Annotated in this window: 27 protein-coding genes and 1 riboswitch; of the genes, 18 read left to right on the top strand and 9 right to left on the bottom strand. The window is 72.3% G+C overall.

Features of this window, described 5'->3' with window-relative positions:
- Positions 1-4: 4 nt before the first annotated feature.
- The gene (locus AB0J42_RS04450; RefSeq protein ID WP_364288789.1) at positions 5-1,006 is read right to left on the bottom strand and encodes an AAA family ATPase; all 1,002 of its coding nucleotides are present in this window, start codon (positions 1,004-1,006) and stop codon (positions 5-7) included.
- Positions 1,007-1,061: 55 nt separating this feature from the next.
- Between AB0J42_RS04450 and AB0J42_RS04445 the strand changes: the two genes are divergently transcribed.
- The gene (locus AB0J42_RS04445; RefSeq protein WP_364288787.1) at positions 1,062-1,832 is read left to right on the top strand and encodes a hypothetical protein; all 771 of its coding nucleotides are present in this window, start codon (positions 1,062-1,064) and stop codon (positions 1,830-1,832) included.
- Positions 1,833-1,866: 34 nt separating this feature from the next.
- Positions 1,867-2,742: a DUF2268 domain-containing putative Zn-dependent protease gene (locus AB0J42_RS04440; protein ID WP_364288785.1), complete on the top strand. Its 876-nt coding sequence runs from the start codon at positions 1,867-1,869 to the stop codon at positions 2,740-2,742.
- Here AB0J42_RS04440 and AB0J42_RS04435 read toward each other — a convergent pair.
- Both AB0J42_RS04435 and AB0J42_RS04430 read right to left on the bottom strand, forming a co-directional pair.
- Positions 2,712-3,350, bottom strand: coding sequence for a response regulator transcription factor (locus AB0J42_RS04435; protein ID WP_364288783.1), 639 nt, complete (start codon positions 3,348-3,350; stop codon positions 2,712-2,714). The two genes, AB0J42_RS04440 and AB0J42_RS04435, sit on opposite strands and share 31 nt — an antisense overlap.
- Positions 3,347-4,726 carry a histidine kinase gene (locus AB0J42_RS04430; RefSeq protein ID WP_364288781.1) on the bottom strand — a complete coding sequence of 460 codons (1,380 nt, stop codon included), beginning with the start codon at positions 4,724-4,726 and terminating at the stop codon, positions 3,347-3,349. Before AB0J42_RS04430 ends, AB0J42_RS04435 begins: the two co-directional genes overlap by 4 nt.
- Positions 4,727-4,871: 145 nt before the next feature.
- Between AB0J42_RS04430 and AB0J42_RS04425 the strand changes: the two genes are divergently transcribed.
- The 9 genes from AB0J42_RS04425 (at position 4,872) to AB0J42_RS04385 (ending at position 10,782) form a co-directional block, all read left to right on the top strand.
- Positions 4,872-5,435, top strand: coding sequence for an ATP-dependent Clp protease proteolytic subunit (locus AB0J42_RS04425; RefSeq protein ID WP_364288779.1), 564 nt, complete (start codon positions 4,872-4,874; stop codon positions 5,433-5,435).
- Position 5,436: 1 nt separating this feature from the next.
- The gene (locus tag AB0J42_RS04420; RefSeq protein WP_364288777.1) at positions 5,437-6,054 is read left to right on the top strand and encodes an ATP-dependent Clp protease proteolytic subunit; all 618 of its coding nucleotides are present in this window, start codon (positions 5,437-5,439) and stop codon (positions 6,052-6,054) included.
- 583 nt (positions 6,055-6,637) lie between these two features.
- Entirely contained in the window at positions 6,638-7,399 is a 762-nt protein-coding gene (locus tag AB0J42_RS04415; RefSeq protein ID WP_364288775.1) for a TSUP family transporter, read from the top strand.
- Between the two features lie 21 nt (positions 7,400-7,420).
- On the top strand, positions 7,421-8,392 hold the full coding sequence (locus AB0J42_RS04410; protein ID WP_364288773.1) for a transcriptional regulator: 972 nt from the start codon (positions 7,421-7,423) through the stop codon (positions 8,390-8,392).
- Between the two features lie 30 nt (positions 8,393-8,422).
- On the top strand, positions 8,423-9,034 hold the full coding sequence (locus AB0J42_RS04405) for a LysE family translocator (RefSeq protein WP_364288771.1): 612 nt from the start codon (positions 8,423-8,425) through the stop codon (positions 9,032-9,034).
- The gene (locus tag AB0J42_RS04400; protein WP_364288769.1) at positions 9,031-9,759 is read left to right on the top strand and encodes an alpha/beta hydrolase; all 729 of its coding nucleotides are present in this window, start codon (positions 9,031-9,033) and stop codon (positions 9,757-9,759) included. The genes AB0J42_RS04405 and AB0J42_RS04400 overlap by 4 nt, the downstream gene beginning before the upstream one ends.
- Positions 9,760-9,762: 3 nt before the next feature.
- Positions 9,763-9,975, top strand: coding sequence for a hypothetical protein (locus AB0J42_RS04395; protein ID WP_364288767.1), 213 nt, complete (start codon positions 9,763-9,765; stop codon positions 9,973-9,975).
- A 160-nt stretch (positions 9,976-10,135) separates the two neighbouring features.
- Positions 10,136-10,306: a hypothetical protein gene (locus AB0J42_RS04390; protein ID WP_364288765.1), complete on the top strand. Its 171-nt coding sequence runs from the start codon at positions 10,136-10,138 to the stop codon at positions 10,304-10,306.
- A 56-nt stretch (positions 10,307-10,362) separates the two neighbouring features.
- On the top strand, positions 10,363-10,782 hold the full coding sequence (locus AB0J42_RS04385) for an Hsp20/alpha crystallin family protein (protein WP_364288763.1): 420 nt from the start codon (positions 10,363-10,365) through the stop codon (positions 10,780-10,782).
- 56 nt (positions 10,783-10,838) lie between these two features.
- On the opposite strand, the gene AB0J42_RS04380 is transcribed toward AB0J42_RS04385, so the two are convergent.
- A complete protein-coding gene (locus AB0J42_RS04380; RefSeq protein WP_364288761.1) occupies positions 10,839-11,612 on the bottom strand; it encodes a sigma 54 modulation/S30EA ribosomal C-terminal domain-containing protein in 774 nt (257 codons plus the stop codon).
- A gap of 212 nt (positions 11,613-11,824) precedes the next feature.
- Between AB0J42_RS04380 and AB0J42_RS04375 the strand changes: the two genes are divergently transcribed.
- The gene (locus AB0J42_RS04375; protein ID WP_364288759.1) at positions 11,825-12,178 is read left to right on the top strand and encodes a cupin domain-containing protein; all 354 of its coding nucleotides are present in this window, start codon (positions 11,825-11,827) and stop codon (positions 12,176-12,178) included.
- A gap of 50 nt (positions 12,179-12,228) precedes the next feature.
- Here AB0J42_RS04375 and AB0J42_RS04370 read toward each other — a convergent pair whose 3' ends face one another.
- Positions 12,229-12,987, bottom strand: a complete 759-nt coding sequence (locus AB0J42_RS04370) for a GH25 family lysozyme (RefSeq protein WP_364288757.1) — start codon at positions 12,985-12,987, stop codon at positions 12,229-12,231.
- A gap of 10 nt (positions 12,988-12,997) precedes the next feature.
- A riboswitch (cyclic di-AMP (ydaO/yuaA leader) is annotated at positions 12,998-13,132 on the bottom strand.
- 272 nt (positions 13,133-13,404) lie between these two features.
- Here AB0J42_RS04370 and AB0J42_RS04365 point away from each other — a divergent pair.
- The 6 genes from AB0J42_RS04365 (at position 13,405) to AB0J42_RS04340 (ending at position 19,297) form a co-directional block, all read left to right on the top strand.
- A complete protein-coding gene (locus AB0J42_RS04365; protein ID WP_364288755.1) occupies positions 13,405-14,055 on the top strand; it encodes a nitroreductase family protein in 651 nt (216 codons plus the stop codon).
- Positions 14,056-14,093: 38 nt separating this feature from the next.
- Complete coding sequence (locus tag AB0J42_RS04360) at positions 14,094-15,404, top strand: lanthionine synthetase LanC family protein (RefSeq protein WP_364288753.1); 1,311 nt, start codon at positions 14,094-14,096, stop codon at positions 15,402-15,404.
- A 23-nt stretch (positions 15,405-15,427) separates the two neighbouring features.
- Positions 15,428-15,568: a hypothetical protein gene (locus AB0J42_RS04355; RefSeq protein ID WP_364288751.1), complete on the top strand. Its 141-nt coding sequence runs from the start codon at positions 15,428-15,430 to the stop codon at positions 15,566-15,568.
- Positions 15,569-15,644: 76 nt separating this feature from the next.
- The gene (locus AB0J42_RS04350; RefSeq protein ID WP_364288749.1) at positions 15,645-16,574 is read left to right on the top strand and encodes a sulfite exporter TauE/SafE family protein; all 930 of its coding nucleotides are present in this window, start codon (positions 15,645-15,647) and stop codon (positions 16,572-16,574) included.
- A gap of 36 nt (positions 16,575-16,610) precedes the next feature.
- The gene (locus AB0J42_RS04345; RefSeq protein ID WP_364288747.1) at positions 16,611-17,000 is read left to right on the top strand and encodes an Rrf2 family transcriptional regulator; all 390 of its coding nucleotides are present in this window, start codon (positions 16,611-16,613) and stop codon (positions 16,998-17,000) included.
- Positions 16,967-19,297 (top strand): rhamnogalacturonan lyase, encoded by a 2,331-nt coding sequence (locus AB0J42_RS04340; RefSeq protein WP_364288745.1) that lies wholly within the window; start codon positions 16,967-16,969, stop codon positions 19,295-19,297. Before AB0J42_RS04345 ends, AB0J42_RS04340 begins: the two co-directional genes overlap by 34 nt.
- Positions 19,298-19,347: 50 nt before the next feature.
- On the opposite strand, the gene AB0J42_RS04335 is transcribed toward AB0J42_RS04340, so the two are convergent.
- The 4 genes from AB0J42_RS04335 to AB0J42_RS04320 form a co-directional block, all read right to left on the bottom strand.
- Entirely contained in the window at positions 19,348-20,079 is a 732-nt protein-coding gene (locus tag AB0J42_RS04335) for a carboxypeptidase-like regulatory domain-containing protein (protein WP_364288743.1), read from the bottom strand.
- Between the two features lie 139 nt (positions 20,080-20,218).
- Positions 20,219-21,232, bottom strand: coding sequence for an NAD(P)/FAD-dependent oxidoreductase (locus tag AB0J42_RS04330; protein WP_364288741.1), 1,014 nt, complete (start codon positions 21,230-21,232; stop codon positions 20,219-20,221).
- Positions 21,229-21,738, bottom strand: coding sequence for an isoprenylcysteine carboxylmethyltransferase family protein (locus tag AB0J42_RS04325; RefSeq protein ID WP_364288739.1), 510 nt, complete (start codon positions 21,736-21,738; stop codon positions 21,229-21,231). Before AB0J42_RS04325 ends, AB0J42_RS04330 begins: the two co-directional genes overlap by 4 nt.
- A 4-nt stretch (positions 21,739-21,742) precedes the next feature.
- Positions 21,743-22,966: a 3-oxoacyl-[acyl-carrier-protein] synthase III C-terminal domain-containing protein gene (locus tag AB0J42_RS04320; protein ID WP_364288737.1), complete on the bottom strand. Its 1,224-nt coding sequence runs from the start codon at positions 22,964-22,966 to the stop codon at positions 21,743-21,745.
- Between the last annotated feature and the right edge of the window lie 239 nt (positions 22,967-23,205).

Below are 23,205 nucleotides of genomic sequence, written 5' to 3'. Positions count from 1 at the left end.
CCGCTCAACGGTTCTGGTTCCAGACCACGAGGGGCGGCGGGACGGCGTGCAGGATCTGGCGGACGACCTCCTCCGGGTCGACGCCGTCGGCGAGGGCGTCGAAGGTGAGCATGAGCCGGTGGGACATGACGTCCACGGCCACGTCGCGCACGTCGTCGGGCAGCAGGTAGTCGCGCCCGCGCAGCACCGCCAGCGCCCGCCCCGCCGAGACCAGGCCGAGCGTGGCGCGCGGGCTGACGCCCACCTCGATGGTGTCGACCAGGTCGGGCAGGCCGTAGTCGGCGGGGGCGCGGGTGGCCATGACGAGCCGTACCACGTAGTCGGCCACGAGCTGGTGGACCGAGACGTTCTCGGCCGTCCGCTGCAGGGCCATCAGCCGCTCCGGGTCCAGCACCCGGGACGGGGCGGGCGGGGTGACGCTCATGCGCTGCAGGATCTGCAGCTCCTCGTGCGCGCTCGGGTGCGGCACCCGCACCCGGAACAGGAACCGGTCGCGCTGCACCTCGGGCAGCGGATAGACGCCCTCGGACTCGATCGGGTTCTGGGTGGCCAGCACGATGAACGGCCTGGGCAGCGGATGTGTGACGCCGGCGAGCGTGACCTGGCGCTCGGCCATGACCTCCAGCAGCGCCGACTGCACCTTGGCGGGCGCGCGGTTGATCTCGTCGGCGAGCAGGAAGTTAACGAACACCGGGCCCAGCTCGACGTCGAACTTCTCGGTGGACGGATGGTAGACGCGGGTGCCGACGATATCGCTCGGCACCAGGTCGGGCGTGAACTGGATCCGGGCGAACGTGCCGCCCACGACGGTGGCCAGGGTGGACGCGGCGAGGGTCTTGGCGACGCCAGGGACGCCTTCCAGCAGGCAGTGACCGCGCGCCAGCAGCGCCACGACCAGCCTCTCGACCATGTGCTCCTGCCCGACGATGACACGCCGGACCTCGTCGAGGGCTTGACGCAGCACCTCCGCGTCCGATCCGCCAGGCAGCTCTTCGGCGACGCTCATGACGCTATTCCACCAAAGGTGCCGCAAACCTGCACGACGCCACGTCTGTGCTTTCATGGCAGATGTGGCCAGTCCGCTTCAGTTCGGCGATCCACCACGGCTCGGTCCGTACGTGGTCCAGGCGCGCCTGCACACCGCCCCCGCCGGGTTCGTCTACCTGGCCCAGGGGCCTGACGGGCGCGCGGTCTCGCTGGCCCTGCTGACCCGGGGCGCCGCGTTCGACCCGGCGGCGCGCGACCGGTTCGTCACCGCGATCAAGGAGGCGGCGCCGGAGCAGGGAGGCGTGCGCGGCTGGTTCGCGCGCGGCGGGCGGGCGCGGAGCGCCGTGCTGGAGGACGCGCCGCCGGTGCTGGGGGCCGACACCGGCCGGGCGCCGTGGGTGGCCGTCCCGTACGTGCCGGGCGGGCCGGGCGCCGAGCGGTTCCTGGAGCCGGTCATGGTGGGCGGCACGCTCATCGGGCAGGCGCACGGCCCGGACTTCGTCCCGTACTGGCTGACCGACCGGGCGCCGGCGCTCGCGCCGCCGGTCAGGCGGCGGCCGCTCACCGAGACGCGCAAGCGCGTGCTGCTGGCAACGCTGGCGCTGTTGCTGCTGCTGTTGCTGGCCACGATCTTCCTGCTGCTGATGCTGCTCGGCCGCTCCGGCGACGCCCCGATGCCGCAGCAGCTGCCGCCGACCCAGTTCATGCCGACGCCGCCGCCGACGCCGACCTCGCCGGAGCCGCAGGAGCCCACCCGGTCGCCGTCGCCCTCGCCCCCCGAGAGCGGGCAGGAGACGCCCGGCCGCTCGCCCGGCGGCGACTCCTCCGGGGATCCGCAGCTTTGACTCTCCCGTAACGGGAGGGTTTAGCGTTCCCCGCATGAAGTTCATCGTTCACGACACGGTCTCCGAGATGGCCCGGATCCTGCGGGAGCCGCTGGAGCGGAGGCCCGACGCGCTGCGGGAGATGCTGGCCCCCATCCGCGGTGAGATCCCGATGCCGGGTGACATCGTCGACATCCACCACGGCGGCGGCGGCTTCCGCGTCGACGCCGAGGACCCCCGCTACCTGGCCGCGCTCGACCGGCTCGCCTCGGCGGACGTGCTCGGCCAGGTGGAGCGCGAGCTGGAACGCGCCTCAGCGGCGCTGGGGCACCTGAAGCAGGCCGACACCTTGCAGGTGATGTTCGTCCTCGGCAACCCCGACGACGAGCACCTGATGACCACCGCGGGCGGCTACTTCGGCATGGGCGGCTCCCCCGGCTGGCTCTACCTGCTGGCCTGGCCGGACGAGCACGTCATCGGGCGGATCGCGCACTGCGCCGTGCACGAGTTCCACCACAACGTGCGGTACACGAACGTGGAATGGAACCCGCGGACCGTCACCGTCGGCGAGCACGTGATCGCCGAAGGGCTGGCGGAGGCGTTCGTGCGCGAGCTGTCGGGGCCGGAGGCGATGGGGCCGTGGTCGTCGATGGTGGCCGGGGACGCCTTCGACCTGGCGTACGAGCGGATCATGGCGGACTTCGGGCTGCAGGGCATGATGAACACGCCCGCGTACGTGCTCGGCGACAGCGCCACCCGCCGGTTCGGGCAGGAGCCCAAGGGCATCCCGGACATGGCCGGGTACGCGGTCGGGCTGCGGCTGGTGGACCGGGTGATGGCCGAGACGGGCAAGACGGCGGCGGAGCTCTCGGGGCTGCCCGTCGCCGAGATCGTCACCGGTCAGCCGGGGGAGACGAAGCCCGACTCGTAGGCGGCGATGACCGCCTGCGTGCGGTCGCGGGCGCCCAGCTTGGTGAGCACGTTGCCCACATGCGTCTTGACCGTCTCGGGGCTCACCACCAGCTCGGCGGCGATCTCGCTGTTCGACAGGCCCCGGGCCATCAGCCGCAGCACGTCGCCCTCCCGCCCGGTGAGCCGGTCGACCCCGGGGACCCGCCTTGCGGGGCGGCGGGCGGCCAGGGCGCGGATGGCGGCGGGGAACAGCAGCGACTCGCCGGACGCCACCAGCTTCACCGCCCGCACCAGCTCGTCCGGCCTGGTCCGCTTCAGCAGGAACCCGTCGGCGCCGGCGCGCAGCGCGTCGTACACGTAGTCGTCGTTCTCGAACGTCGTCACCACGAGGACCTTGGGCGGGTCGTCCAGGGCGAGCAGCCTCCGGGTGGCCTCGATGCCGTCCAGCGCGGGCATGCGCACGTCCATCAGCACCACGTCCGGCCGCTCCTGCCGCACCACGGGCAGCACGGCGGCGCCGTCGGCGGCCTCGCCCACCACGGCCAGGCCCGGCTCGGAGTCGAGGATGATGCGCAGCCCGGCCCGGATGAGGGCCTCGTCGTCGGCCAGCACGACCCTGATCGTCATGCCTCCGACCGTAGCGGCAACCGCGCGGCCACCTGCCACCCGTCGCTGCCGGGCCCCGCCGTGACCTCACCCCGCAGCAGCCGGACCCTCTCCCGTATCCCGTCCAGCCCTCTTCCTCCCCGGTCGTCCGGTGGGCCGAGGGTGGTGGAAGGGGCGTGCGGTCCGTCCAGCCCTGTACCTCCGCGATCGTCCGGTGGGCCCAGGGGGCCGGCGTCTCCGTTTGGTCCTGTCGCGTCCCGTGAGCCGAGGGTGGAGGGGGCGTGCGGGCCGTCCAGCCCGCTTCTTGTCTCGTACGGTGTGCGAAAGGTGGTGGGGCTGCCCGCGGCGGAGCGCAGGGGGTTGGTGATGCGCAGGTGGAGGGAGTCGTCGCGGACGTGGGCGGAGAGGTGGACGGGGCCGCGGCCGTGTTTGAGGGCGTTGGTGAGCGCCTCCTGGACGATGCGGTAGGCCTCCCGGGAGACCAGGGCGGGTACGGACGACAGATCGCCTATGTCCTGGCGCACTTCGGCGCCGCAGGAGCGCACCAGGGCGTCCAGGTCCGCGAGCGTGGCCCGGGGTGTCCGGTCGTGGCCCTCGCGCAGGACGCCGAGGACGTGGTCCAGGTCCTCCAGGGCCGCCCGGGCGGACTCCTCGATCGCCCGCAGCGCCGTCTTGGCCGTGCCGGGGTCGCGGTCGAGGATCCGGCTCGCGGCGGCGGCCTGGAGGGTGACGACGCTGAGCGCGTGCCCGACCGAGTCGTGCAGCTCGCGGGCCAGCCGGTTGCGCTGGGCCAGCACCCGGGCCCGCTCCTCGGCCGCGGCCAGCCGCTCCGCCGGGGTGGGACCGAGCAGGGCGGGGGCGAGCCTGGCCAGCAGCCCGCCCGACCAGGTCACCAGCAGGACGAGCAGCGCCAGCATGGCCAGCCCCGCGAAGGGCCAGCCGATCGACGCCCAGCCGGGCTCCACCCGCACGCCCAGCACCTCTGACGGGTCGCCCATGAACGGCACTGCCGTGGACACCGCCGTGAACGGCACGATCGCCAGCGTGCAGCCGCTGACCACGCCGCCGATCGCCAGGTGCAGGGTGTACCAGGCGGCGGTGCGCCGCCGTTCCTGCCAGGAGCGCGGGCCCTCCTGCGGGGCGGTCTCGACTCCGGCGCCCAGCAGGCTCTGCGCCGCGTTCACCTCCAGCGCCCGCACCGGCAGGAACAGGCCGGTCAGTGCCACCACCGGCAGCACCCCGGCGAACACGCCGAGCTGCACCGGCATCAGCAGCTCGGTGGCCGAGTCCCGCTGCGCCCACCCGGCGACCAGCACCCCCGCCATCATGTACGGCATCAGCAGCGCCCCGCCGAGGATCAGGCACGCCCACCGCCGGGCCAGGAGGTTCCATCTCACACCGCGGATTCTATGTCGAGCATTATTCGCTCTTGGTGGAATGCGCTTTCAGAGAAATGCGCCCCCAGCGAAAACATTCTTTTCTCCGGCGCGTACGGGCTTAGCGTTCTCGATGTAATCGGTACGCGGCGGAAAGGCGGAGTCCATGACGGATAACGCGCGCACCCACTGGCCTGACCAGCTCGGCCAGCGCCTGCTGAAAGAACGCATCCTCGTTCTCGGCCAGGAAGTGGACGACGACATATGCAACCGGCTGTGCGGCGAGCTCCTATTGCTGGCGGCCGAGGACCCCGAACGGGATATCACGCTCTACATCAATTCACCGGGCGGTTCCGTGCAGGCGGGCATGGCGCTGTACGACATGATGCAGTTCGTGCCGTGCGACGTGGCGACGGTCGCGATGGGGTTCGCCGCCTCCATGGGGCAGCTGCTGCTCTGCGCGGGCGCGCCCGGCAAGCGCTACGCCCTGCCCAACGCCCGCATCGTGATGCACCAGCCGCTCGGCGGCATCGGCGGCTCGGCCGCCGACATCCAGATCCAGGCCGAGAACCTGCTCTACACCAAGCGCCGCCTCGCCGAGATCATCGCCCGCCACACCGGCCAGCCGCTGGAGCGCATCCAGGCCGACTCCGACCGCGACCGGTGGTTCACCGCGCGGGAGGCGCTGGAGTACGGGTTCGTCGACCACATCGCCGAAGGGATGAACTGACGTGAGCGGGCGATACGTGCTGCCCTCCTTCACCGAGCGCACCTCCTACGGCGTCAGGGAGATGAACCCGTACAACAAGCTCTTCGAGGACCGGGTCATCTTCCTCGGCACCCCGATCGACGACACCGCGGCCAACGACGTCATGGCCCAGCTGCTCACCCTCGAATCGATCGCCCCCGACCAGGACGTCAACCTCTACATCAACTCGCCGGGCGGCTCGTTCACCGCGATGACCGCCATCTACGACACCATGCGGTTCATCCGGCCGGAGATCCACACCGTCTGCGTCGGCGAGGCGTCGTCCGCGGCCGCGGTGCTGCTGGCGGCGGGCACCCCGGGCAAACGGGCCGCGCTGCCGCACGCCCGCATCCTGCTCCACCAGCCCGCCACCGAGGGCGGCCGGGGCCAGTCGAGCGACCTGGAGATCCACGCCCGGGAGATCCTGCGGATGCGCGACCAGCAGGAGGAGATCCTCTCCCGGCACACCGGGCGGAGCCCCCTGGAGATCAGGCGCGACATCGAACGCGACCGGATCTTCACCGCCGAGCAGGCGCGCACCTACCGGCTGATCGACGACGTCTACGCCTCCCGCAAGCGGTCCCCCGCGCCCGCCCGCTGAGCCGCGGGCGCCCGGTTCATGGGCTCCGGGCGCCCGCCTTCCTTCGCGAACACGGGCCGCAAGGGGGTCTCGTGTGCGGGGGTTGTACGGGGGGTCTCGCGCGCGCACGGGCCGTATGGGGGTCCTGTCTGCGCGGTCATACGGGGGTCTCGCGCGGGCCGCACGGGGGTCTCGTGAGTACGGGTTGTACGGGGGCGGCTTGTGTCCGCAGGCAGCCGGGCTTTGTACGGGTCGGTCATTGTGCATGCCTCGCCTCGCATGTGGAGGGCACCTCGCGCTGTTCCGCGTCAGGTCGGATTTCCGCGTCGGCGTTCCCTTGTGGGTTTGGCGGATTGCACCTTCTCCGCTTTCTCGTGCCCGCCGTGAAATGGGCGTTGAGCACCGCTGGCGTAAAGCGGTCGCCTTGCGGAATTGCGGGGTGGGGTTGGTGTGGTGCCTTTTTCCGTCCCGGGTGGCGGTTGAGGTGAGTGTCCGTGCTGGGCTGGTGTACCGGTGCGGGGTTGTGGCTGGGGCGGGGGGATCGGCGGGGGCGGGGGATCGCTACGCTTGCGGGGATTCGTTGGGGTTTCGGGGGAGTAGTGGCGTGCCGCTGGAGCAGGTCCTCATGTTGCTGGTGGCCGCCGCCGGGGCGGGGTGGGTGGACGCCGTCGTGGGGGGCGGCGGGCTGTTGCAGCTTCCGGCGCTGATGGTGGCCGGGGTGGCGCCTGTCGAGGCGATGGCGACGAACAAGTTCTCCTCGGTCTTCGGCACGGCGTCCGCCGCCGTCACGTACACCCGCACCACGAAGGTGGACCGGCCGGTCGCGCTGCCCGCGGCGGGGCTGGCGGTGCTGAGTGCGGCGCTGGGGGCGTCCGGCGCGGCGGCCATCTCCGCGGACGTGCTGCGGCCGCTGGTGATGGTGATCCTGCTCGGGGTGGCGGCGTTCGTCACGCTGCGCCCGGCGATGGGGGCCGCGGCCCGGCCGCAGTTGCGGACGCGGGCCCGGGTGGTGACGGCGGTGCTGGCGGCGGGGATCGCAATCGCGTTCTACGACGGGATCATGGGGCCTGGTACGGGGACGTTCCTGATCATCGCGTTCACCGCGCTGCTCGGGCTGGACTTCGTGTCCGCCTCCGCCTCGGCGAAGATCATCAACACGGGGACGAACGTCGGCGCGCTGCTGTTCTTCGGCTGGCACGGGCACGTGCTGTGGGCGCTCGGCCTGGGCATGGCCGCCTGCAACATCGCCGGCGCCCAGCTCGGCGCCCGCATGGCGATCCGGCGCGGCACCGGCTTCGTGCGGATCGTGCTGCTCTGCGTCGTGGTCGCGATGGTGTCCAGGCTGGCCTGGCAGCAGTTCGGCTGATCGAGTTCTACGCTGGTGTGCATGCGCGCCAGCCGCCTGCTCTCCCTTCTCCTGCTGTTGCAGACGCGCGGCCGGATGACCGCGCCCGAGCTGGCCGAGCAGCTGGAGGTGTCGGTCCGCACGGTCTACCGCGACGTGGAGGCGCTGTCGGCCGCCGGGGTGCCGGTCTACGCCGATCGCGGCCCGGCGGGCGGGTACCGGCTGCTCGACGGCTTCCGTACCCGGCTCAACGGGCTGACCGCCGAGGAGGCGTCGTCGCTGTTCCTGGCGGGGCTGCCGGCCACCGCCGCCGAGCTGGGGCTGGCCGAGGTGGCCGCCACCGCCGAGCTGAAGCTGCTGGCCGCGCTGCCGCCGGAGCCGCGCTCGCAGGCGGCCAAGATGCGGGAGCGGTTCCTGCTGGACGTGCCCGGCTGGTACCGGGGGCGCGACGACGTGCCTCACCTGACGGAGGTGGCGGAGGCGGTGTGGGGGCAGCGGCCGCTCCGGATGACCTACCGGCGCTGGGGGCCGCGGGTCGTCGAGCGGCTGGTCCACCCGTACGGACTCGTCCTCAAGGGCGGGTCGTGGTACCTGGTGGCGGCCCCGCCCGGCGGGGACCCGCGTACCTACCGGGTGGCGCGCATCCTCACCCTGGCCACCGAGCCCGGCTGCTTCGAACGCCCGCGGGGCTTCGACCTGGCCGCGTTCTGGCGGTCGTACGCGGCCGAGTTCCGCGAACGGCTCTACACCGCGACCGCCGAGATCAGGCTCGCCTCCGGCATGGAGGAGCTTCTCGCCTACACGGTGGGCCAGGATGTGGTGACGGCCGCGCTGGCCGAGGCGGGCGAGCCCGACGCCGAGGGCCGCCGGACGCTCACCCTCCCCATCGAGTCGTACAACCACGCCCGCTGGCTGCTGCTGCGCCTGGGCGCGGGCGTGGAGGTGCTGGGGCCGCCCGAGCTGCGCGCGCTGATGGCCGAGACGGCGGCGGAGCTCGGAAAAATGTATGCGTGAACGGTGCTCATCTCTGAAACGATGCCCGGCATGTATCTTTTGGCATTCATCGGCGCGTGCGTCCTGGTGGCTATGGCCCCCGGCGTCAGCACCGCCGTCATCCTCCGCCAGACGCTGCGCTCCGGGCGCCGCTCCGGCCTGGCGGCCACACTGGGCAACGAGACCGGGATCCTGCTGTGGGGGCTGGCCGCCGCGTTCGGCCTGTCGGCGGTGCTGCTGGCCTCGCAGCTCGCCTACGACGCCCTGCGGGTCGCCGGCGCCGTCACCCTGGTCGTGATGGGCGCGCAGGCGCTCTGGCAGGCGCGCCGCGAGAGCGCCGCCCCCGAGGTCGCGCCGGTCGCCGGGAACCGCCGCGCCTACCTGGCCGGGCTGGGCACGTGCGCGGCGAACCCGAAGGTGGGCGTGTTCGCGATGTCGTTCCTGCCGCAGTTCGTGCCGCAGGGCGCGAACGTGCCGCTCACCCTGCTCACGCTGGCCCTCCTCTGGGTGCTGGTCGACCTGCTCTGGTACGGGGTGCTGGTGTGGACGGTGGCCCGGGCCAAGGACCTGCTCGGGCGGCCCGCGGTCAGGCGGCGGCTGGAGCAGGTGTCCGGCGCGGTCCTCATCGGGCTGGGCGTGCGGCTGGCGGTGGAGGGCCGATGACGATCTGGTACGAGCGGGCGGGCGAGGGCGAGCCGGTGGTGCTGCTGCCGTCGAGCGCCGCCGACGCCGGCATGTGGGACGCCCACTGGGACGCGCTCGCCGCGCGGTTCCAGGTGATCAGGGTCGACTACCGGGGGTTCGGGCACACGCCGTACGAGGCGGACGGGCCGTACAGCGACGCGGGCGACGTGGCCGAGGTGCTGGCCGGGCTCGGCATCGAACGGGCCACGCTGGTGGGCTCCTCGTACGGGTGCACGGTCGCGCTGCAGCTCGCCGGGCTCGCCGGCCGGCTGGTGCTCATGAACCCCGGCTCCGATCTGCCCGAGAGCGACGACGTACAGGAGTTCGGGGCGGAGGAGGACCGGCTGCTGGAGGCCGGCGACGTGGCGGGTGCCGCCGAGCTGAACGCCCGCACCTGGCTCGGCCCCGAGGCCGACGACGACACCCGGCGGCGGGTGGCGGCGATGCAGCGGCACGCCTTCACCATGCAGCTCGCCGCCGACCCGGAGCTCTCGGAGTTCTCCCCGGAGTACGACCTGGACGCGATCCGGGTGCCCGCGCTGATCGTGACCGGCCCGTACGACCTGCCGTACTTCCGCCGGAGCGCCCGCCATCTCGCCGAGCGGCTGACCGGCGCCGAGCTGGTCGAGCTGGAGTGGGCGGGTCACCTGCCCGCCCTGGAGCGGCCGGAGGAGGTCACCAGGCTGCTGCTGGACTACCTTTAGAGCATGGCGGACGATCTGGCCGAGCTGGTGCGGCAGACCCAGGACGACGACCCGCTGCTGGCGCTGCGGGCCACCGCCGCGCTGCGCCGCGAGATCGAGCGGCTGGAGGCCGTCCAGGTGCGGCGGGCCCGGGTGGCGGGGCTGGCCTGGGCGCAGATCGCGCACGCGATCGGCGTCACCAAGCAGGCCGTGCACAAGAAGTACGGCAAGCGCTAGCGCGAAGATCGCAGACCGGTTCTGACCGCGGGGCCGGCTACTCGCCGCTGGCGAACGGCCCCGCCATCGTGCGGGCCGGGGTGCGCCGGGTGACGGTGCTCAAGGGCGGCCTGGACACGAGCCCGCTGGAGGAGGCGGTCACGGCGGGCAGGAGTACGTGGTGACCGGCCCGGAGGTGTTCACCACCGCGGAGAAGGTGCGGGTGCTGGGGGAGGTGCTCGGCCGGGGGATCCGCTTCGCAGAGCCGAGCCGCGACGAGCTGGTCGCCGGGTGGCGGCGGCGCCGGTGGATCGCCGCGAACGCCGCCGCGCTCACCTGCGCCGACAGGTGATGACCGGCCTTTCGGGGGCAGGCACGTCTAGTGAGGACGAGAGAGAGGAGGACGACATGAGCCTGCCAGAGCGCAGGGACACGGTCAGATTCCCGTCGTTCCCGGACCTGTTCGAGTGGCTTGAGAGCCCGATGTTCGGCCTGCGGCCGTTCTCGAGGCCCGTCCGGATCGAGGACTTCACGGACGACGGCCATTACGTGGTCCGGGCCGAGCTGCCCGGCATCGACCCGGACAAGGACCTCGACATCACCGTGGACCAGGGCATGCTCCACATCCACGCGGAGAAGACCCGCAAGCGGGAGGAAGCGCGGCGCTCGGAGTTCGAGTACGGGTCGCTCAGCCGGTCGGTCGCGCTGCCGCCCGGTGCCGACCCGGACGACGTCAAGGCGACCTACCGGGACGGCGTCCTGGAGGTCAGCGTGGGGCTGTCCGAGGCGGAGAAGCCGTCGGGCAAGCGCGTCCCCGTCGAGCACTAGACCGCGAAGGCGCCGGTACCCCAGGGGGCTGGGGTACCGGCGCCGGTCTCGCGGGGTCAGCCGATCGTGATCAGCCCGTATCCGCCGTCGTAGCGGTGGTAGATGAGCCGGCCGCGGCCGGTCTCCGGGTCGGCGAAGAACTCGAACGGCCGCCCGCTGGCCTCCAGCCGGTCCACCGCCGCCGCGGTGGTGAGCCGGGGCGCCGGGCCGGGGTCGAGGTGGAGCGGCAGTTCGACCTTCCCGAGAGCCTCCGGCCGCGGTTCCACCTGCGCCAGCCGGTAGCCGTCGCCGTCCCGGTACAGGACGCTGTCCTGGCCGCTGCCGGCCTCGGTGAACAGGTAGAAGTCGAAGTCGAGCCGTTCCATGTCGAAGGCCGCCTCGTCCGGGGGGACCCGGTAGTCGCCGAGCGTCTTGCGCCGGACGATCTCCGGTTCGTGTTCGGGGCGCGGCAGGATCGGCAGCGGCACCTCCCGCCGCGGGCTGTGGCGCCCGCGCAGCTCACCCCAGTGCCGGGCGGTGCGCCGCAGCCGGGTACGCAGCCGGTCCTCCAGCTCGTCGAGCGCCTGGTACATGGAGGATTCGGCGGCCTGGGCGCGGATGAGGCGCCCGTTGACGTCGAGGTTGGCCTGCGCGGTGTAGGGCCGTTTCGGGTCCGGGGAGGGCGGGGCGGTCAGCTTGACTCTTGCGAACAGCACGGGCTCGTGGGCCAGCCGGGTGAGGTCGGCCACGGCCTGCCGGGCGTGCTCGACGGCCCCCAGGCGGACCGGGCCGCGTGTCTCGACCAGGACGTCGGCGGGGTCGATGGCGACCGGCGCGATCCGGCGTGTCATGTCGTGCCTCCTTCTGCCGTTGGCCTTGCGATCTCAGCCCATCGCATGGAGGCAGGGCGGCAGTAGAGGAGAAGGACCGGGGAGAAGGACCCCGGGAAAAGGACCTTCAGCCCTGTCGTGGCCCGTCCCGGTCCCGGAAACTTGGTTTATGGCGGCTTTTGCCCAGGCAAGAGTCATAAGCCGGTATGAACCGTGAGATACGGGAGCCAGACGTGCACCATTTCGCGATCGCCACCGTCGCCGAGGAGAGCACCGACTTCCGCCGGGTCTTATGGACCGGGACGCGGACCCAGCTCGTCACCATGACCATCCCCGAGGGCGGTGAGATCGGCGACGAGGTGCACGAGGGCACCGACCAGCTCCTCCACTTCGTCTCCGGCACCGGCGAGGCCCGCGTCGGCGGCGAGGTCCGCCCGGTGCGGGCGGGCGACCTGGTCGCCGTCCCGGCCGGCACCCGGCACAACTTCGTCAACACCGGCGCCGGCCCGCTCGTCCTCTACACGGTGTACGGCCCGCCCGAGCACGCCGACGGCACGGTGCACAAGACCAAGGACGAGGCCGGCTGAGAACGGAGAAGTGGCGCCCCCCGAAAAAGGGAGGCGCCACGTGCGCCGGGTCAGGCCGGGCGGCCCAGGGCGCGGAGCTGGTCCGGCGTCAGGGGCGAGACGTTCTGGTCGATGGGGTTCTCGGTGTACTGGTGGATGGCCCACGACGTCCAGTCGGCCGGCGGGGTGACCTGGCCCGCGGGCTTGCTGTAGTGGGCCACCCAGAGCGGGTACTCCGACAGCCCGGCGCCGTAGGTGTCGGCGAAGTGCCAGCCGCTGTAGAAGATCGGCTTGACCCCGGTCTTGGACTCGACGTGCGCCAGCCAGGCCTTGGCCCAGGCGTTCACCTCGGCGACGGAGCGGCCGTTGGTGGTCTCCAGGTCGAGGACCAGCAGGTCGCCGGGCTTGGCGGGCTGGGAGTTGACCACCGACAGGAAGTGCTCCGCCTCGGCGATCGGGTTGTTGCGCGGGTGCCCGTAGTGGTAGGCGCCCCGGACGATGCCCTTCTTGTCCAGCTCGGCCCAGTGGCGGGCGAAGGTGTGGTCGCGGAAGGTGAGGCCCTCGGTCGCCTTGATGATGCCGAACTCGGCCGGGCTGGAGACCCAGTCGTGGTTGGGCTGGTAGTTCGAGACGTCCTGCCCGTATGTGAGGGTGGCCTGCTGCTGGGCGGCGGCCGGGTTGGGGTCGGCGGGGGTGGCGGTGGCGGCGATGGCGGTGCCGGTCACGCCGGCGACGGCGGTGGTCCCCGCCAGCAGCGCGCCCGCGAGCGCGACCTTGAGACGGTTGCCGGGACGGTACGTCAGGACAGCGTCAAGCCAAGGCTTGGGCATGAGGGATGACTCCTTGCTTCCATGCCGCCTACCGGGTTAGCTGACGGGTTCGGGGTTGGAAGTCCCCTACGGACGCGTACGTCCGATTCGCCCCAGAGAGGTGGGTCCCCGGCTCCGCGAGACGCGGATTCGGCGGCCGTGCGCTGTCCTGACGCGAGGGGGACGCCGTCAGGACAGCGCACGGTCCGGTCAATCGATGCGGCGACTCAGGGTTGAGGCATCAGCCACCGCGAACACCCCAGAACGTACATATAACGACAAAAATAAAGCAAGTATGACAAACCTCCAGGCCCTGTCCCGCGGCGTCCGAGTAAGGTCAAAACCGCAGGTCAGCAGGGGTTTTCCCGGCATAAGTAAAATTTGTCAAGCGGGCCCCCGCGACACGCCGCGCCGGTGTCCGGCTGACAGCATGGGTCCATGACGACCCTGCCGCTGAGTCCCGACGAGCTGCTTACCACCACCCGCAGCGTCCGCAAGCGCCTCGACCTGACCCGTCCCGTGCCGATGGAGCTGGTGCGCGAGTGCCTGGAGATCGCCTTGCAGGCGCCGAGCGGGGCCAACCGCCAGGGCTGGCACTGGATCGTGGTGATCGACCCCGGCCTGCGCGCCCGGATCGGCGAGTACTACGGGCGTTCCGTACGCGCCTACCACGCCTCCGGGACGCCCCCCGAGCAGCTCTTCAAGGACGACCCCGCCCGCGCGGCGGCGCAGCGGCGCATCTCGGAGAGCTCCGCCTACCTCGGCGAGCACCTGGGGGAGGTGCCGGTGCTGGTCATCCCGTGCATCGAGGTGCCCGGCGGCCGGCTCCCGGAGGGCAGCCAGGCGAGCCTGTGGGGGTCGCTGCTCCCGGCCGCGTGGAGTTACATGCTCGCGGCGCGGGCGCGCGGCCTCGGCACCGCGTGGACGACCCTCCATCTGGCGTACGAGGCAGAGATCGCCGAGCTGCTGGGCCTGCCCGCGCACGTGCGCCAGGGCGTCCTCATCCCCACGGCCTACTACACCGGTGACACCTTCAAGCCCGCCGCCCGGGTCCCGCTCGACCAGGTCCTCCACATCGACGGCTGGTAATCCTCAAATTCCTACCAACTGTGTGGGATAATCGGCCGGTGAGCCTGGACGAGATCCGCCCCCAGCGTGCCCGAGCCGAATCCCCGCTGAGCGCGGCCATCAGGGCGGGGAGGTGGATCCGCTCGGCCGCCGTGGACGACGACCACGGCAGGCGGTGGCTGGCCAATCCCGACCCGCACGGCGGCTCGGCGCTCACCCCGGAGCCGTCGTCGCTCTACGCCGGGGCGGCCGGCATCGTCCTGTTCTTCCTGGAACTGGCGGCCGCCACCGGCCACCAGGCGTACCTGGAGGACGCCCGCGCCGGCGCCCGCCGGCTCGCCGCCACCTGGCGCGAGCAGCGCGACCTCACCCTGTACCACGGGCTGACCGGCACGATGGTCGCGCTCCTGGAGGCCGGGTGGGCGCTCGGCGACGACGCCTTCGAGGTGGAGGCCGCGGCCATCGCCGACCTCCTGGTCGGCAGGTGGCGCGAGAACGGCGGCTGGTCCCGCGACCCGGCCCAGCGCGGCGACGGCGGCATCGTCCTCGGCCTGCTGCGCGCCGCCGCCCACTTCGGCGCGCCCGCCTACGAGGAGACGGCCGTCGAGGCGGGGCGGCGCATCGCCGCGCTGCCCGTGCCGGGCCACCGGTTCGGCGACTGCGCCGGGCTGCCGCTGGACGCGGTCACCCCGGGATTCCTGGCCGGCACCGCGGGCACCGCCTTCCTGCTCGCCCGCCTGTACGGGGTGACGGGGGAGGAGTCCTTCCTGGACGCGGCGCGGCGGGGAGCCGGGTTCGTCCGCGAGCTCAGCGTCGTGGCCGGGCGCTGCGCGCTCGTCCCGCACCACGTGCCGCAGGCCCGGCGGCTGCACTACCTCGGCTTCTGCTCGGGGTCGGCGGGCGTGGCCCGGATGTTCTACGAGCTGCACCGGGTGGGCGGCGACCCGGGCGACCTGGAGTGGGCGGAACGGCTCGCCAACGGCGTCGTCCGCAGCGGGGCGCCCGCGCGGCGCAGCGAGGGCTACTGGAACGTGGCCTGCCAGTGCTGCGGCACGGCGGGCCTGGTGGAGTTCTTCGTCGGCCTGTGGGCGGCGACCGGGCGGCACGCGCACCTGGATTTCGCCCGCGCGCTGGCCGGCGACCTGATCGGCCGGGCCTCCGACCACGACGGGCGGGGCTACCGCTGGTACCAGGCGTACCGGCGGCTGCGGCCCGGCGAGGTGACGGCCGACACCGGCTACATGGTCGGCGCGGCCGGCATCGGGGCCGCGCTGCTCCACCTGGACGCCGCCGAGCACGCGCGCCGCGTCATCCTCCTGCCCGACAACCCCTTCCCCGCCATCCCGGTCCCGCCGGGCGCGCTGGGCTAGCTCTTTCACGTACGGAGTCTGTGGTGTCCGAATACCCCGGCGACGTCCACTGGTACGACCTGCCGGACGACGAGGCGGAGCTCGAAGAGCCGGTGCCGGAGAGCCGCCTGTGGCGCCTCATCCCCTGGAGGCGCCGCTATCCCTTCCAAAAAGATAGGGAATAGGGGCTTGACGCGAGCCCCGCGCCGTAATCATCATTAACCCGACAGATTAAGTAGGGTATATCGGAAAGGGTCGATCGTGCGAGCACTCCTCCTGCTCGGGCTGGTGGGCTTCGCCGCCCAGCTCGTCGACGGAAGCCTGGGCATGGCCTACGGCGTCACCTCCACCACACTGCTGCTGGCGATCGGCACGAATCCGGCCGCGGCCTCGGCGACCGTGCACCTGGCCGAGATCGGCACCACCCTGGCCTCCGGCATCTCGCACTGGCGCTTCGGCAACATCGACTGGAAAGTCGTCGCCAAGATCGCCATCCCCGGCGCCGTCGGCGCGTTCGCCGGCGCCACGTTCCTGTCCAGCCTCTCCACCGAGGTCGCGGCGCCGGTCATGGCGCTCATCCTGCTCACGCTGGGCGTCTACATCCTCGTCCGCTTCACCGCCTTCGGGCTGCCGCGCGGCAACCTGGGCAAGCCGCTCCGCAAGCGGTTCCTGGCCCCGCTCGGGCTGTTCGCCGGGTTCGTGGACTCGACCGGCGGCGGTGGCTGGGGACCGGTGGGCACCCCCGCCATCCTGGCCAGCGGCCGGCTGGCGCCGCGCAAGGTGATCGGGTCGATCGACGCCTCGGAGTTCCTCGTCGCGATCGCGGCCAGCGCCGGCTTCCTCGTCGGCCTCGGCTCGGAGAACATCGACTTCTCCTGGGTGATCGTGCTGCTCCTCGGCGGCGTGATCGCCGCGCCGATCGCCGCGTGGCTGGTGCGCCACATCCCGCCGCGGATCCTCGGCTCGGCCGTGGGCGGCCTCATCATCCTGACCAACGTCCGCACGCTGCTGCGCAGCGACTGGATCGGCGCCCCCGGCGGCGTGCAGGCCGTCGCCTACGCGGCGATCGCGGTCGTCTGGGCCGCCGCGATCGCCTACTCGGTGCGCGAGTACCGCAAGGACAAGGCCCACGAGTCGGTCGAGGCCTACGAGGCCGAGCTGCGCAAAGAGGAGCCCACGGCCTCCGCCTGACCCCGGACCGCCCGCAGGGCCCGGCCCCCGCCCAGGGTGCCGGGCCCGATCCTGCACAGCCGGCGCGGCCCCGACGGCGGCTACTGGCTCGCCCGCCCCGCCGCCGAGATCTCCTTGGCCGACGTCGTCCGCGTCACGGAGGGCGTCGAGCAGGCCACCCGCCGCTTCCCGGGCGCCGCCGCGCCCCTGGACGCGATCTGGGGAACGCCTGCGCGACCACGAGAACGCCCTGCTCGGCGAGGTCGCCCTCGCCGACGTCATGTCTCCGCCCGCGCCCTGCCCGGCTGCCGGGAATCGCGTGCTCGATCGTACGGACGAGCCCGGCGGGGGCGTGACCACCTCGGACGGGATCGCCTCTTGACAAACGGTTGTTATATCGATTCAATCCGGGCATGTCTCCCCCCAGCAGCGCACGCCGCTTCTTAGCGGCCGCCTCGGCGGCCCTGCTCTCCCTGACCCTCGCCGCGCAGCCCGTCCAGGCGGGCCGCGACGGGCACGGCCGCCCCGGCGGCAAGGTCCAGCTCGAACACCTCGACCGCGGGCTCGTCGCGGTCTCCACCGGCCAGGGCGTCTTCCTGAGCTGGCGGTTGCTCGGCGACGAGGTCACCGGCCACGGCCCCGGGGGCATGACGGGGCCGGGCTTCCGCGTCTACCGCGACGGCCGGCCGATCGCCACCGTCACCGACAGCACCAACTACCACGACCGCGCCGGCACCTCACGGTCCCTGTACCGGGTCGCCCCGATCGTCAAGGGACGCGAGGGGAAACACGGCCCTGCCGCGACGCCGTGGGTTGAATCGTTTCACGACATCCCGCTGAAAAAGCCCGCGGACGGGGTCACCCCGACCGGCGAGGCGTACACGTACTCCGCCAACGACCTCAGCGTCGGCGACGTCGACGGCGACGGGCAGTACGAGTACATCGTCAAGTGGGACCCGTCCAACTCCAAGGACGTCTCCCAGCGCGGCTACACCGGCAACACCTACCTCGACGCCTACGAGTTCGACGGCACCCTGCTGTGGCGGCTCGACCTGGGCATCAACATCCGCTCCGGCGCCCACTACACCCAGTTCCTCGTCTACGACTTCGACGGCGACGGCCGCGCCGAGACCATGCTCAAGACCGCCCCCGGCACGAAGACGACCCGCTACGCCAAGGACGGCCGGGTCCTGTCCGAGCGGTACATCACCATGCCCAAGCAGGACGTCAAGGCCGGGTACTCCAACCACGACGACTACCGCAAGAGCGCCGCCGACTACTTCGACCACCTCGTCGGGATCTTCGAAAGCTGGCACGAGCACCCCGAGGTGGTGGCCGGCCGCTGGCCCGCCACCCTTGAGCAGGCCTTCGGCATCGAGCCCCGGCACGAGTACCCGCTCTCGCGCGCGGCGGCCACCGACCTCGTCACCTACTTCGTGGACGAGTACGCGCCCGCCCGCAGCGGCAACAACCGGTTGCGGGAGTTCGAGGGCTACATCCTGACCGGCCCCGAATACCTCTCCGTCTTCGACGGCGCCACCGGCAAGGAACTCCAGACCATCCCGTACAAGCCCGGCCGCGGCGACGACGGCCTGCTCTGGGGTGACTACGCGATGTCCAGGATCGAGCCGGGCAACCGCGTCGACCGGTTCCTGTCCGCGGTCGCCTACCTCGACGGCAAGCGCCCGTCGGCGGTCTTCGCCCGCGGCTACTACACCCGCTCCACCCTGGTCGCCTACGACTGGAACGGCAAGAAGCTCAAGGAACGCTGGTACGCCGACAGCGGCCACGTCTCCATGAGCAACCCGTTCGACGACTCCCCGCACGGCGTCGACGGCACCGACCCCGAGTTCGGCACGCTCACCACGCAGGGCTTCCACTCCCTGAGCGCCGCCGACGTGGACGGCGACGGCAAGCAGGAGATCGTGTACGGGGCCGCGACCATCGACCACGACGGCCGCCTGCTCTACTCCTCCTTCGCCCAGGGCCCGCCCGAGAGCGCCGTCCCCGGCCAGAGCGTCCGGCTCGGCCACGGCGACGCCATGCACGTCGGCGACTTCGACCCCGACCACGAGGGCCTGGAGATCTGGACCGTGCACGAGGGCGGCCGGTGGGCGCCCTACGGCTGGGCCATGCGCGCCGCCGCCACCGGCGAGGTGCTGTTCGGCGGCTACAGCGGCGTCGACACCGGGCGCGGCATGGTCGGCGACATCGACCCGGACCGCCGCGGCCTGGAGGCCTGGTCGTCGATGCCGCCCGACCAGGCCATCGACGCCGGGCTCTGGTCCGCCCGCGGCGAACACCTCGGCAGGGACGTGCCCGGCACCAACATGAGCATCCGCTGGGCCGCCGACATGACCACCCAGATCGTCAACGGCACCGCCACCACCGAACTCCAGACGCCGACCATCGACGACTGGAGACGCGGCACCCTGCTCACCGCCGAGGGGACGCTCACCAACAACTGGACCAAGGGCAACCCCGGCCTGGTCGCCGACGTGCTCGGCGACTGGCGCGAGGAGCTGCTGGTGCGCACCGCCGACAGCACCGCCGTACGGGTCTACATGAGCACCGAGGTCACCGACCGCAAGCTGTACACGCTGATGCACGACGCGCAGTACCGCGCCGACGTCGCGCGGCAGCAGACCACCTACAACCAGCCCGCCTACCCGAGCTTCTACCTGGCCTCGGACATCGAGTGGGCGAAGGTGCCGATCCCGCGCATCCACACCCCGCGCCGGTAGCGGCCTCGCCCGTACGGTGTGACCGGCCGCACCGTACGGGTCCCTCGCCGTCAGAGCTTCAGGTCGAGCCGGATCCAGTACACCGTGGACAGGTACTCGGAGAAGTCGGCGACGAGCTCCGGCGCGTACTCCTCCTGGTCGCGGAGCGCCACCTGGAGCGGGCGCCCGGCGTAGGCCGCCGAGATGCGGTAGCGGGCGATGGGGACGTCCACCAGTCCGGACCCATCGGGGGTGCGGATCGCCCGGCGGCTGATGACCTTACCCGGGGAGCCGTCCAGCAGCGGGCTCTCGGGGGTGAGCATCAGCTCGACGTGCTCGTCCTCCAGGTACGCCTCCGGGTCCTGGGGGTCGGTGCTGTCCAGGTGGAACAGGACCAGGCCGCCGTAGTGGCCCAGCCCGTCGGGCTTCTCGCCGGTGAGCTTCCAGGTGAAGTCCCTGATCGCGCCGGTCGGCCCGGCGAACGAGGCGTCGTTCTCGGGGTGCAGGTCCAGCAGGTATTTCACCCCGTCCCGCTCGACCTCCATCGTGGCCGTCACGCGGAACGTGGCCGCGACGTCGGTCTCCACCCGGTAGCGGCCGTCGGCGTCGGTCGGCACGATGAGGTTACTGTTATACAAGAACTGATTGTCGGCGATGATCTTGGCGCCCCGGAGCGGCCGCCCGTCGGTGCCCACCACCCGGCCCTTGAGCACGCCCGGTTCCACCCCGGCACTGCTTTCGGCGCTGTCTGCGGCTTCCGCCGAGACCGGGGTCTCGTCGCCCCTCTGCGGTTCGGTGGTCATCGGCATGGGGGTGATGACGCAACCCGTCAGACACACTAACAGAGCGCCCGTGGGCGCCATTCTTCTCATGGCGGGACATCCTAGATCCTTCAGCTTGCAACCCCCTTGGAACCTGTGAACGGAGTCCGAACTACCCGTTTCAGGCCAGCAGCCGGACGATCGAGGCGAACACCCCCGGCAGCCGCCGCGCCGCCGGGACCACCAGCCGCGCCGTGCCCGGCCGCCCGGCCACCCGCGCCAGCGCCCCCGTCAGCACCCGGTGCGTGCGCGACAGCCGCCGCCACGCCCCCTCGTACTCCTCCGGCCGGTCCTCCGCCAGGCAGCGCGCCAGGACCTCCGCCGAGCGCACCGCCAGCGACACCCCCTCGCCGGTGAGCGCGTCCACGTACCCGGCCGCGTCGCCCACCAGCAGCACCCGCCCGGCCCGCCGCGCCCGCGCCCGCTGCCGGAACGGCCCCGCGCCGCGCACCGCCGTCACCGCGGGCCCTCGCAGCCGCCCGGCCAGGCCGCCGAAGTCCGCCAGCAGTTCGTCGTACGGGCGACGCGCCGCACTCAGGATCGCCACTCCCACCAGCTCGTCGCCGACCGGGGTGACATAAGCCTCACCCCTGCGCGACCAGTGCACCTCCACGAAGTCTGTCCACGGCGCCACCCGATAGTGGCGCCGCAGCCCGTACCGGCGCACCCCGCCGGGCGGCGCGTCCAGCCCCAGCGAGCGGCGGAGCGGCGAATGCAGCCCGTCGGCGGCCACCAGCCAGCGCGCCCGCAGCCCCGCCGCCTCGACCCCGTCGCGATCCTGCACGACATCCGTGACCCGGCCCGTGACCGTCTTCACGCCCAGCCCCGCCGCCCGCTCCTGCAGCGCCTCGTGCAGCGCGACCCGCCGCGCCCCCAGCCCCGGAGCGTGCCCGAACGCCGCCCGCACCCCGCCCCGGTGATCGAGGTAGTCGATCCCGCGCAGCGCACGCCCCGGCACCGTCACCCCCATCGCGGCCAGCGCCGCCACCCCCGCCGGCATCAGGCCCTCGCCGCACGCCTTGTCCACCGGGCCGGTGCGCGGCTCCACCACGACCGCCTCCAGGCCGAGCAGGGCCGCGTGGATCGCCGTCGCCAGCCCCGCCGGGCCGCCCCCGGCCACCAGCACGTCGATCACGTGGCCAGCGCCGCGTTCTCGGTACGGATCCGTACCGAGAGCAGCGCCGCGTTGAGCACCGTGAACACCAGCGCCGTCACCCACGCCGTATGCACCAGCGGCAGCGCGAACCCCTCCACCACCACCGCCACATAGTTCGGGTGCCGCAGCCACGACAGCCGGTACGGGCCGCGCCGCACCAGCGGCAGCCCCGGCACCACGATCACCTTCGTGTTCCAGCGCGGCCCCAGCGCGGTGATGCACCACCAGCGCAGCGCCTGCGCGGCCAGCACCAGGGCGAGCATCGGCCAGCCCAGCTCCGGCAGGAACGGCCGCCCGGCCAGCCACACCTCCAGCGGCGCCCCTGCCAGCAGCGCGCTGTGCAGCAGCACCATCCACGGATAGTGGCCCGCGCCGCTCTCCACCCCGCCGCGCGCCAGGCTCCAGGCGGTGTTGCGCTTCGCGACGACCAGCTCGGCCAGCCGCTCCAGGCCGACCAGCAGAACGAGGACGAGATACCAGATCATGCGGTCACCAGCGCAGCAGGACGAGTTCGGAACAGAAACCGGGGCCCATCGCGATGAGCACCCCCCACGAGCCGGGCTCCGGCCGCCGCGACGCGAGCGTCTCGCCCAGCACGTGCAGCACCGACACCGACGACAGATTGCCGTTCTCGGCCAGCGACCGCCACGTCACGTCCAGCGCCCCCGGCGGCACGTCCAGCACCTCCGCCACGGCCTCCAGCACCTTCGGCCCGCCCGGATGACACACCCACGCCGCCACCTCACCGGTCGAGACCCCGTGATCGGCCAGAAACCCCCGCACATCCTCCCCGAGATGACGCCGCACCACCTCAGGCACCCCCGCGTCCAGCACCACCCGCAGGCCGCCCCCGCCGACCCGCCAGCCCATCACATGCTCCGAGTCCGGATACAGATGACTCCGCGTAGCCACCACCACCGGCCCCCGCCCGCCGCCGGTCACCTGCTGTGCGGCCTCGCCCGTACCACCTCCAGGCTCGTCCGCCACCCCTGGCGTACGGCCGGGACTGCCGCCCGCCACCCCGTCCGGCGTCCCTGGCGCACGGCCGGGAGAGCCGCCCGCCACCTCGTTCGCACGTACGGTGCCGCCCGTACTGCCCGGTGCCCGGCGGGAGCCGCAGGCGACGACGGCAGCCGCGCCGTCCCCGAAGAGCGCACTCGCCACCAGCCCCGCGGCCGAGCCGTCGCCCCGCTGCACGGTGAGCGAACAGAGCTCCACCGCCAGCAGCACGGCCACATGATCGGGCCAGCCACGCAGGTAGTCATGGAGCCTGGCGATACCGGCAGCCCCCGCCACACAGCCCAGCCCGAAGATCGGCAGCCGCTTCACATCGGGCCGCAGCCCCAGCGCTCCCACCAGGCGGGCGTCGACCGACGGCACCGCGATCCCCGTCACCGACGTGAACATGATCATGTCCACGTCGGACGGGACCAGCCCGGCGGCGTCCAGCGCCGCCCCCACGCTCTCACGCCCCAGCTCGACCGCGGCGCTCACGTACGCGTCGTTGGCGTCGCCGAAGCCGTCGAGCTTCTCGTAGTCCTCGATCGGCAGAGCCAGATTGCGGTACTCCACCCGGGCACTGCGGTGCAGCCGGTCGAGCAGGCGCCGGTCGGCACCGGCCGGGAGACAGATGCGGGCCGCCATATCGGTCAGCTCGGCCTGCGGGTACCGGTACGGGGGAAAGGCGCAGCGGACTGCGGCGACATAGGTCATGGAGGGCTCCCTGGGCCGGGCGGCCGAAAACTCTCGTCCATGCCACGTTTCCCCCCAGGTGGATCGCCTAAGCCCGGCACCACGATCTTCCCCGAGGATCAGCCGGTCAACCCACGACAATTCACCCGAGGCACGGCCATCAGCGCCGGCAAATCATGACCACGCCGCCCAGCCTCCGGCGAGATGCCTGGCCGAGGACTTGAACCTGCGACTCCTGCACCCCCAGTGCAGTGCGCTAC

Source organism: Nonomuraea sp. NPDC049649, assembly GCF_040675175.1.
Lineage (GTDB): Bacteria > Actinomycetota > Actinomycetes > Streptosporangiales > Streptosporangiaceae > Nonomuraea.
Note: the sequence above shows the minus strand (reverse complement) of the source record. Positions and strands in the feature narration are given on the sequence as shown.

Coding starts and splice junctions, on each gene's coding strand:
- AB0J42_RS04425 (WP_364288779.1), top strand. CDS start 4,872: ATGACGGATAACGCGCGCACCCACTGGCCTGACCAGCTCGGCCAGCGC.
- AB0J42_RS04320 (WP_364288737.1), bottom strand. CDS start 22,966: ATGACCTATGTCGCCGCAGTCCGCTGCGCCTTTCCCCCGTACCGGTAC.
- AB0J42_RS04435 (WP_364288783.1), bottom strand. CDS start 3,350: ATGACGATCAGGGTCGTGCTGGCCGACGACGAGGCCCTCATCCGGGCC.
- AB0J42_RS04370 (WP_364288757.1), bottom strand. CDS start 12,987: ATGCCCAAGCCTTGGCTTGACGCTGTCCTGACGTACCGTCCCGGCAAC.
- AB0J42_RS04410 (WP_364288773.1), top strand. CDS start 7,421: ATGCGCGCCAGCCGCCTGCTCTCCCTTCTCCTGCTGTTGCAGACGCGC.
- AB0J42_RS04400 (WP_364288769.1), top strand. CDS start 9,031: ATGACGATCTGGTACGAGCGGGCGGGCGAGGGCGAGCCGGTGGTGCTG.
- AB0J42_RS04340 (WP_364288745.1), top strand. CDS start 16,967: ATGTCTCCCCCCAGCAGCGCACGCCGCTTCTTAGCGGCCGCCTCGGCG.
- AB0J42_RS04365 (WP_364288755.1), top strand. CDS start 13,405: ATGACGACCCTGCCGCTGAGTCCCGACGAGCTGCTTACCACCACCCGC.
- AB0J42_RS04335 (WP_364288743.1), bottom strand. CDS start 20,079: ATGACCACCGAACCGCAGAGGGGCGACGAGACCCCGGTCTCGGCGGAA.
- AB0J42_RS04450 (WP_364288789.1), bottom strand. CDS start 1,006: ATGAGCGTCGCCGAAGAGCTGCCTGGCGGATCGGACGCGGAGGTGCTG.
- AB0J42_RS04380 (WP_364288761.1), bottom strand. CDS start 11,612: ATGACACGCCGGATCGCGCCGGTCGCCATCGACCCCGCCGACGTCCTG.
- AB0J42_RS04440 (WP_364288785.1), top strand. CDS start 1,867: ATGAAGTTCATCGTTCACGACACGGTCTCCGAGATGGCCCGGATCCTG.
- AB0J42_RS04405 (WP_364288771.1), top strand. CDS start 8,423: ATGTATCTTTTGGCATTCATCGGCGCGTGCGTCCTGGTGGCTATGGCC.
- AB0J42_RS04445 (WP_364288787.1), top strand. CDS start 1,062: ATGGCAGATGTGGCCAGTCCGCTTCAGTTCGGCGATCCACCACGGCTC.
- AB0J42_RS04385 (WP_364288763.1), top strand. CDS start 10,363: ATGAGCCTGCCAGAGCGCAGGGACACGGTCAGATTCCCGTCGTTCCCG.
- AB0J42_RS04325 (WP_364288739.1), bottom strand. CDS start 21,738: ATGATCTGGTATCTCGTCCTCGTTCTGCTGGTCGGCCTGGAGCGGCTG.
- AB0J42_RS04395 (WP_364288767.1), top strand. CDS start 9,763: ATGGCGGACGATCTGGCCGAGCTGGTGCGGCAGACCCAGGACGACGAC.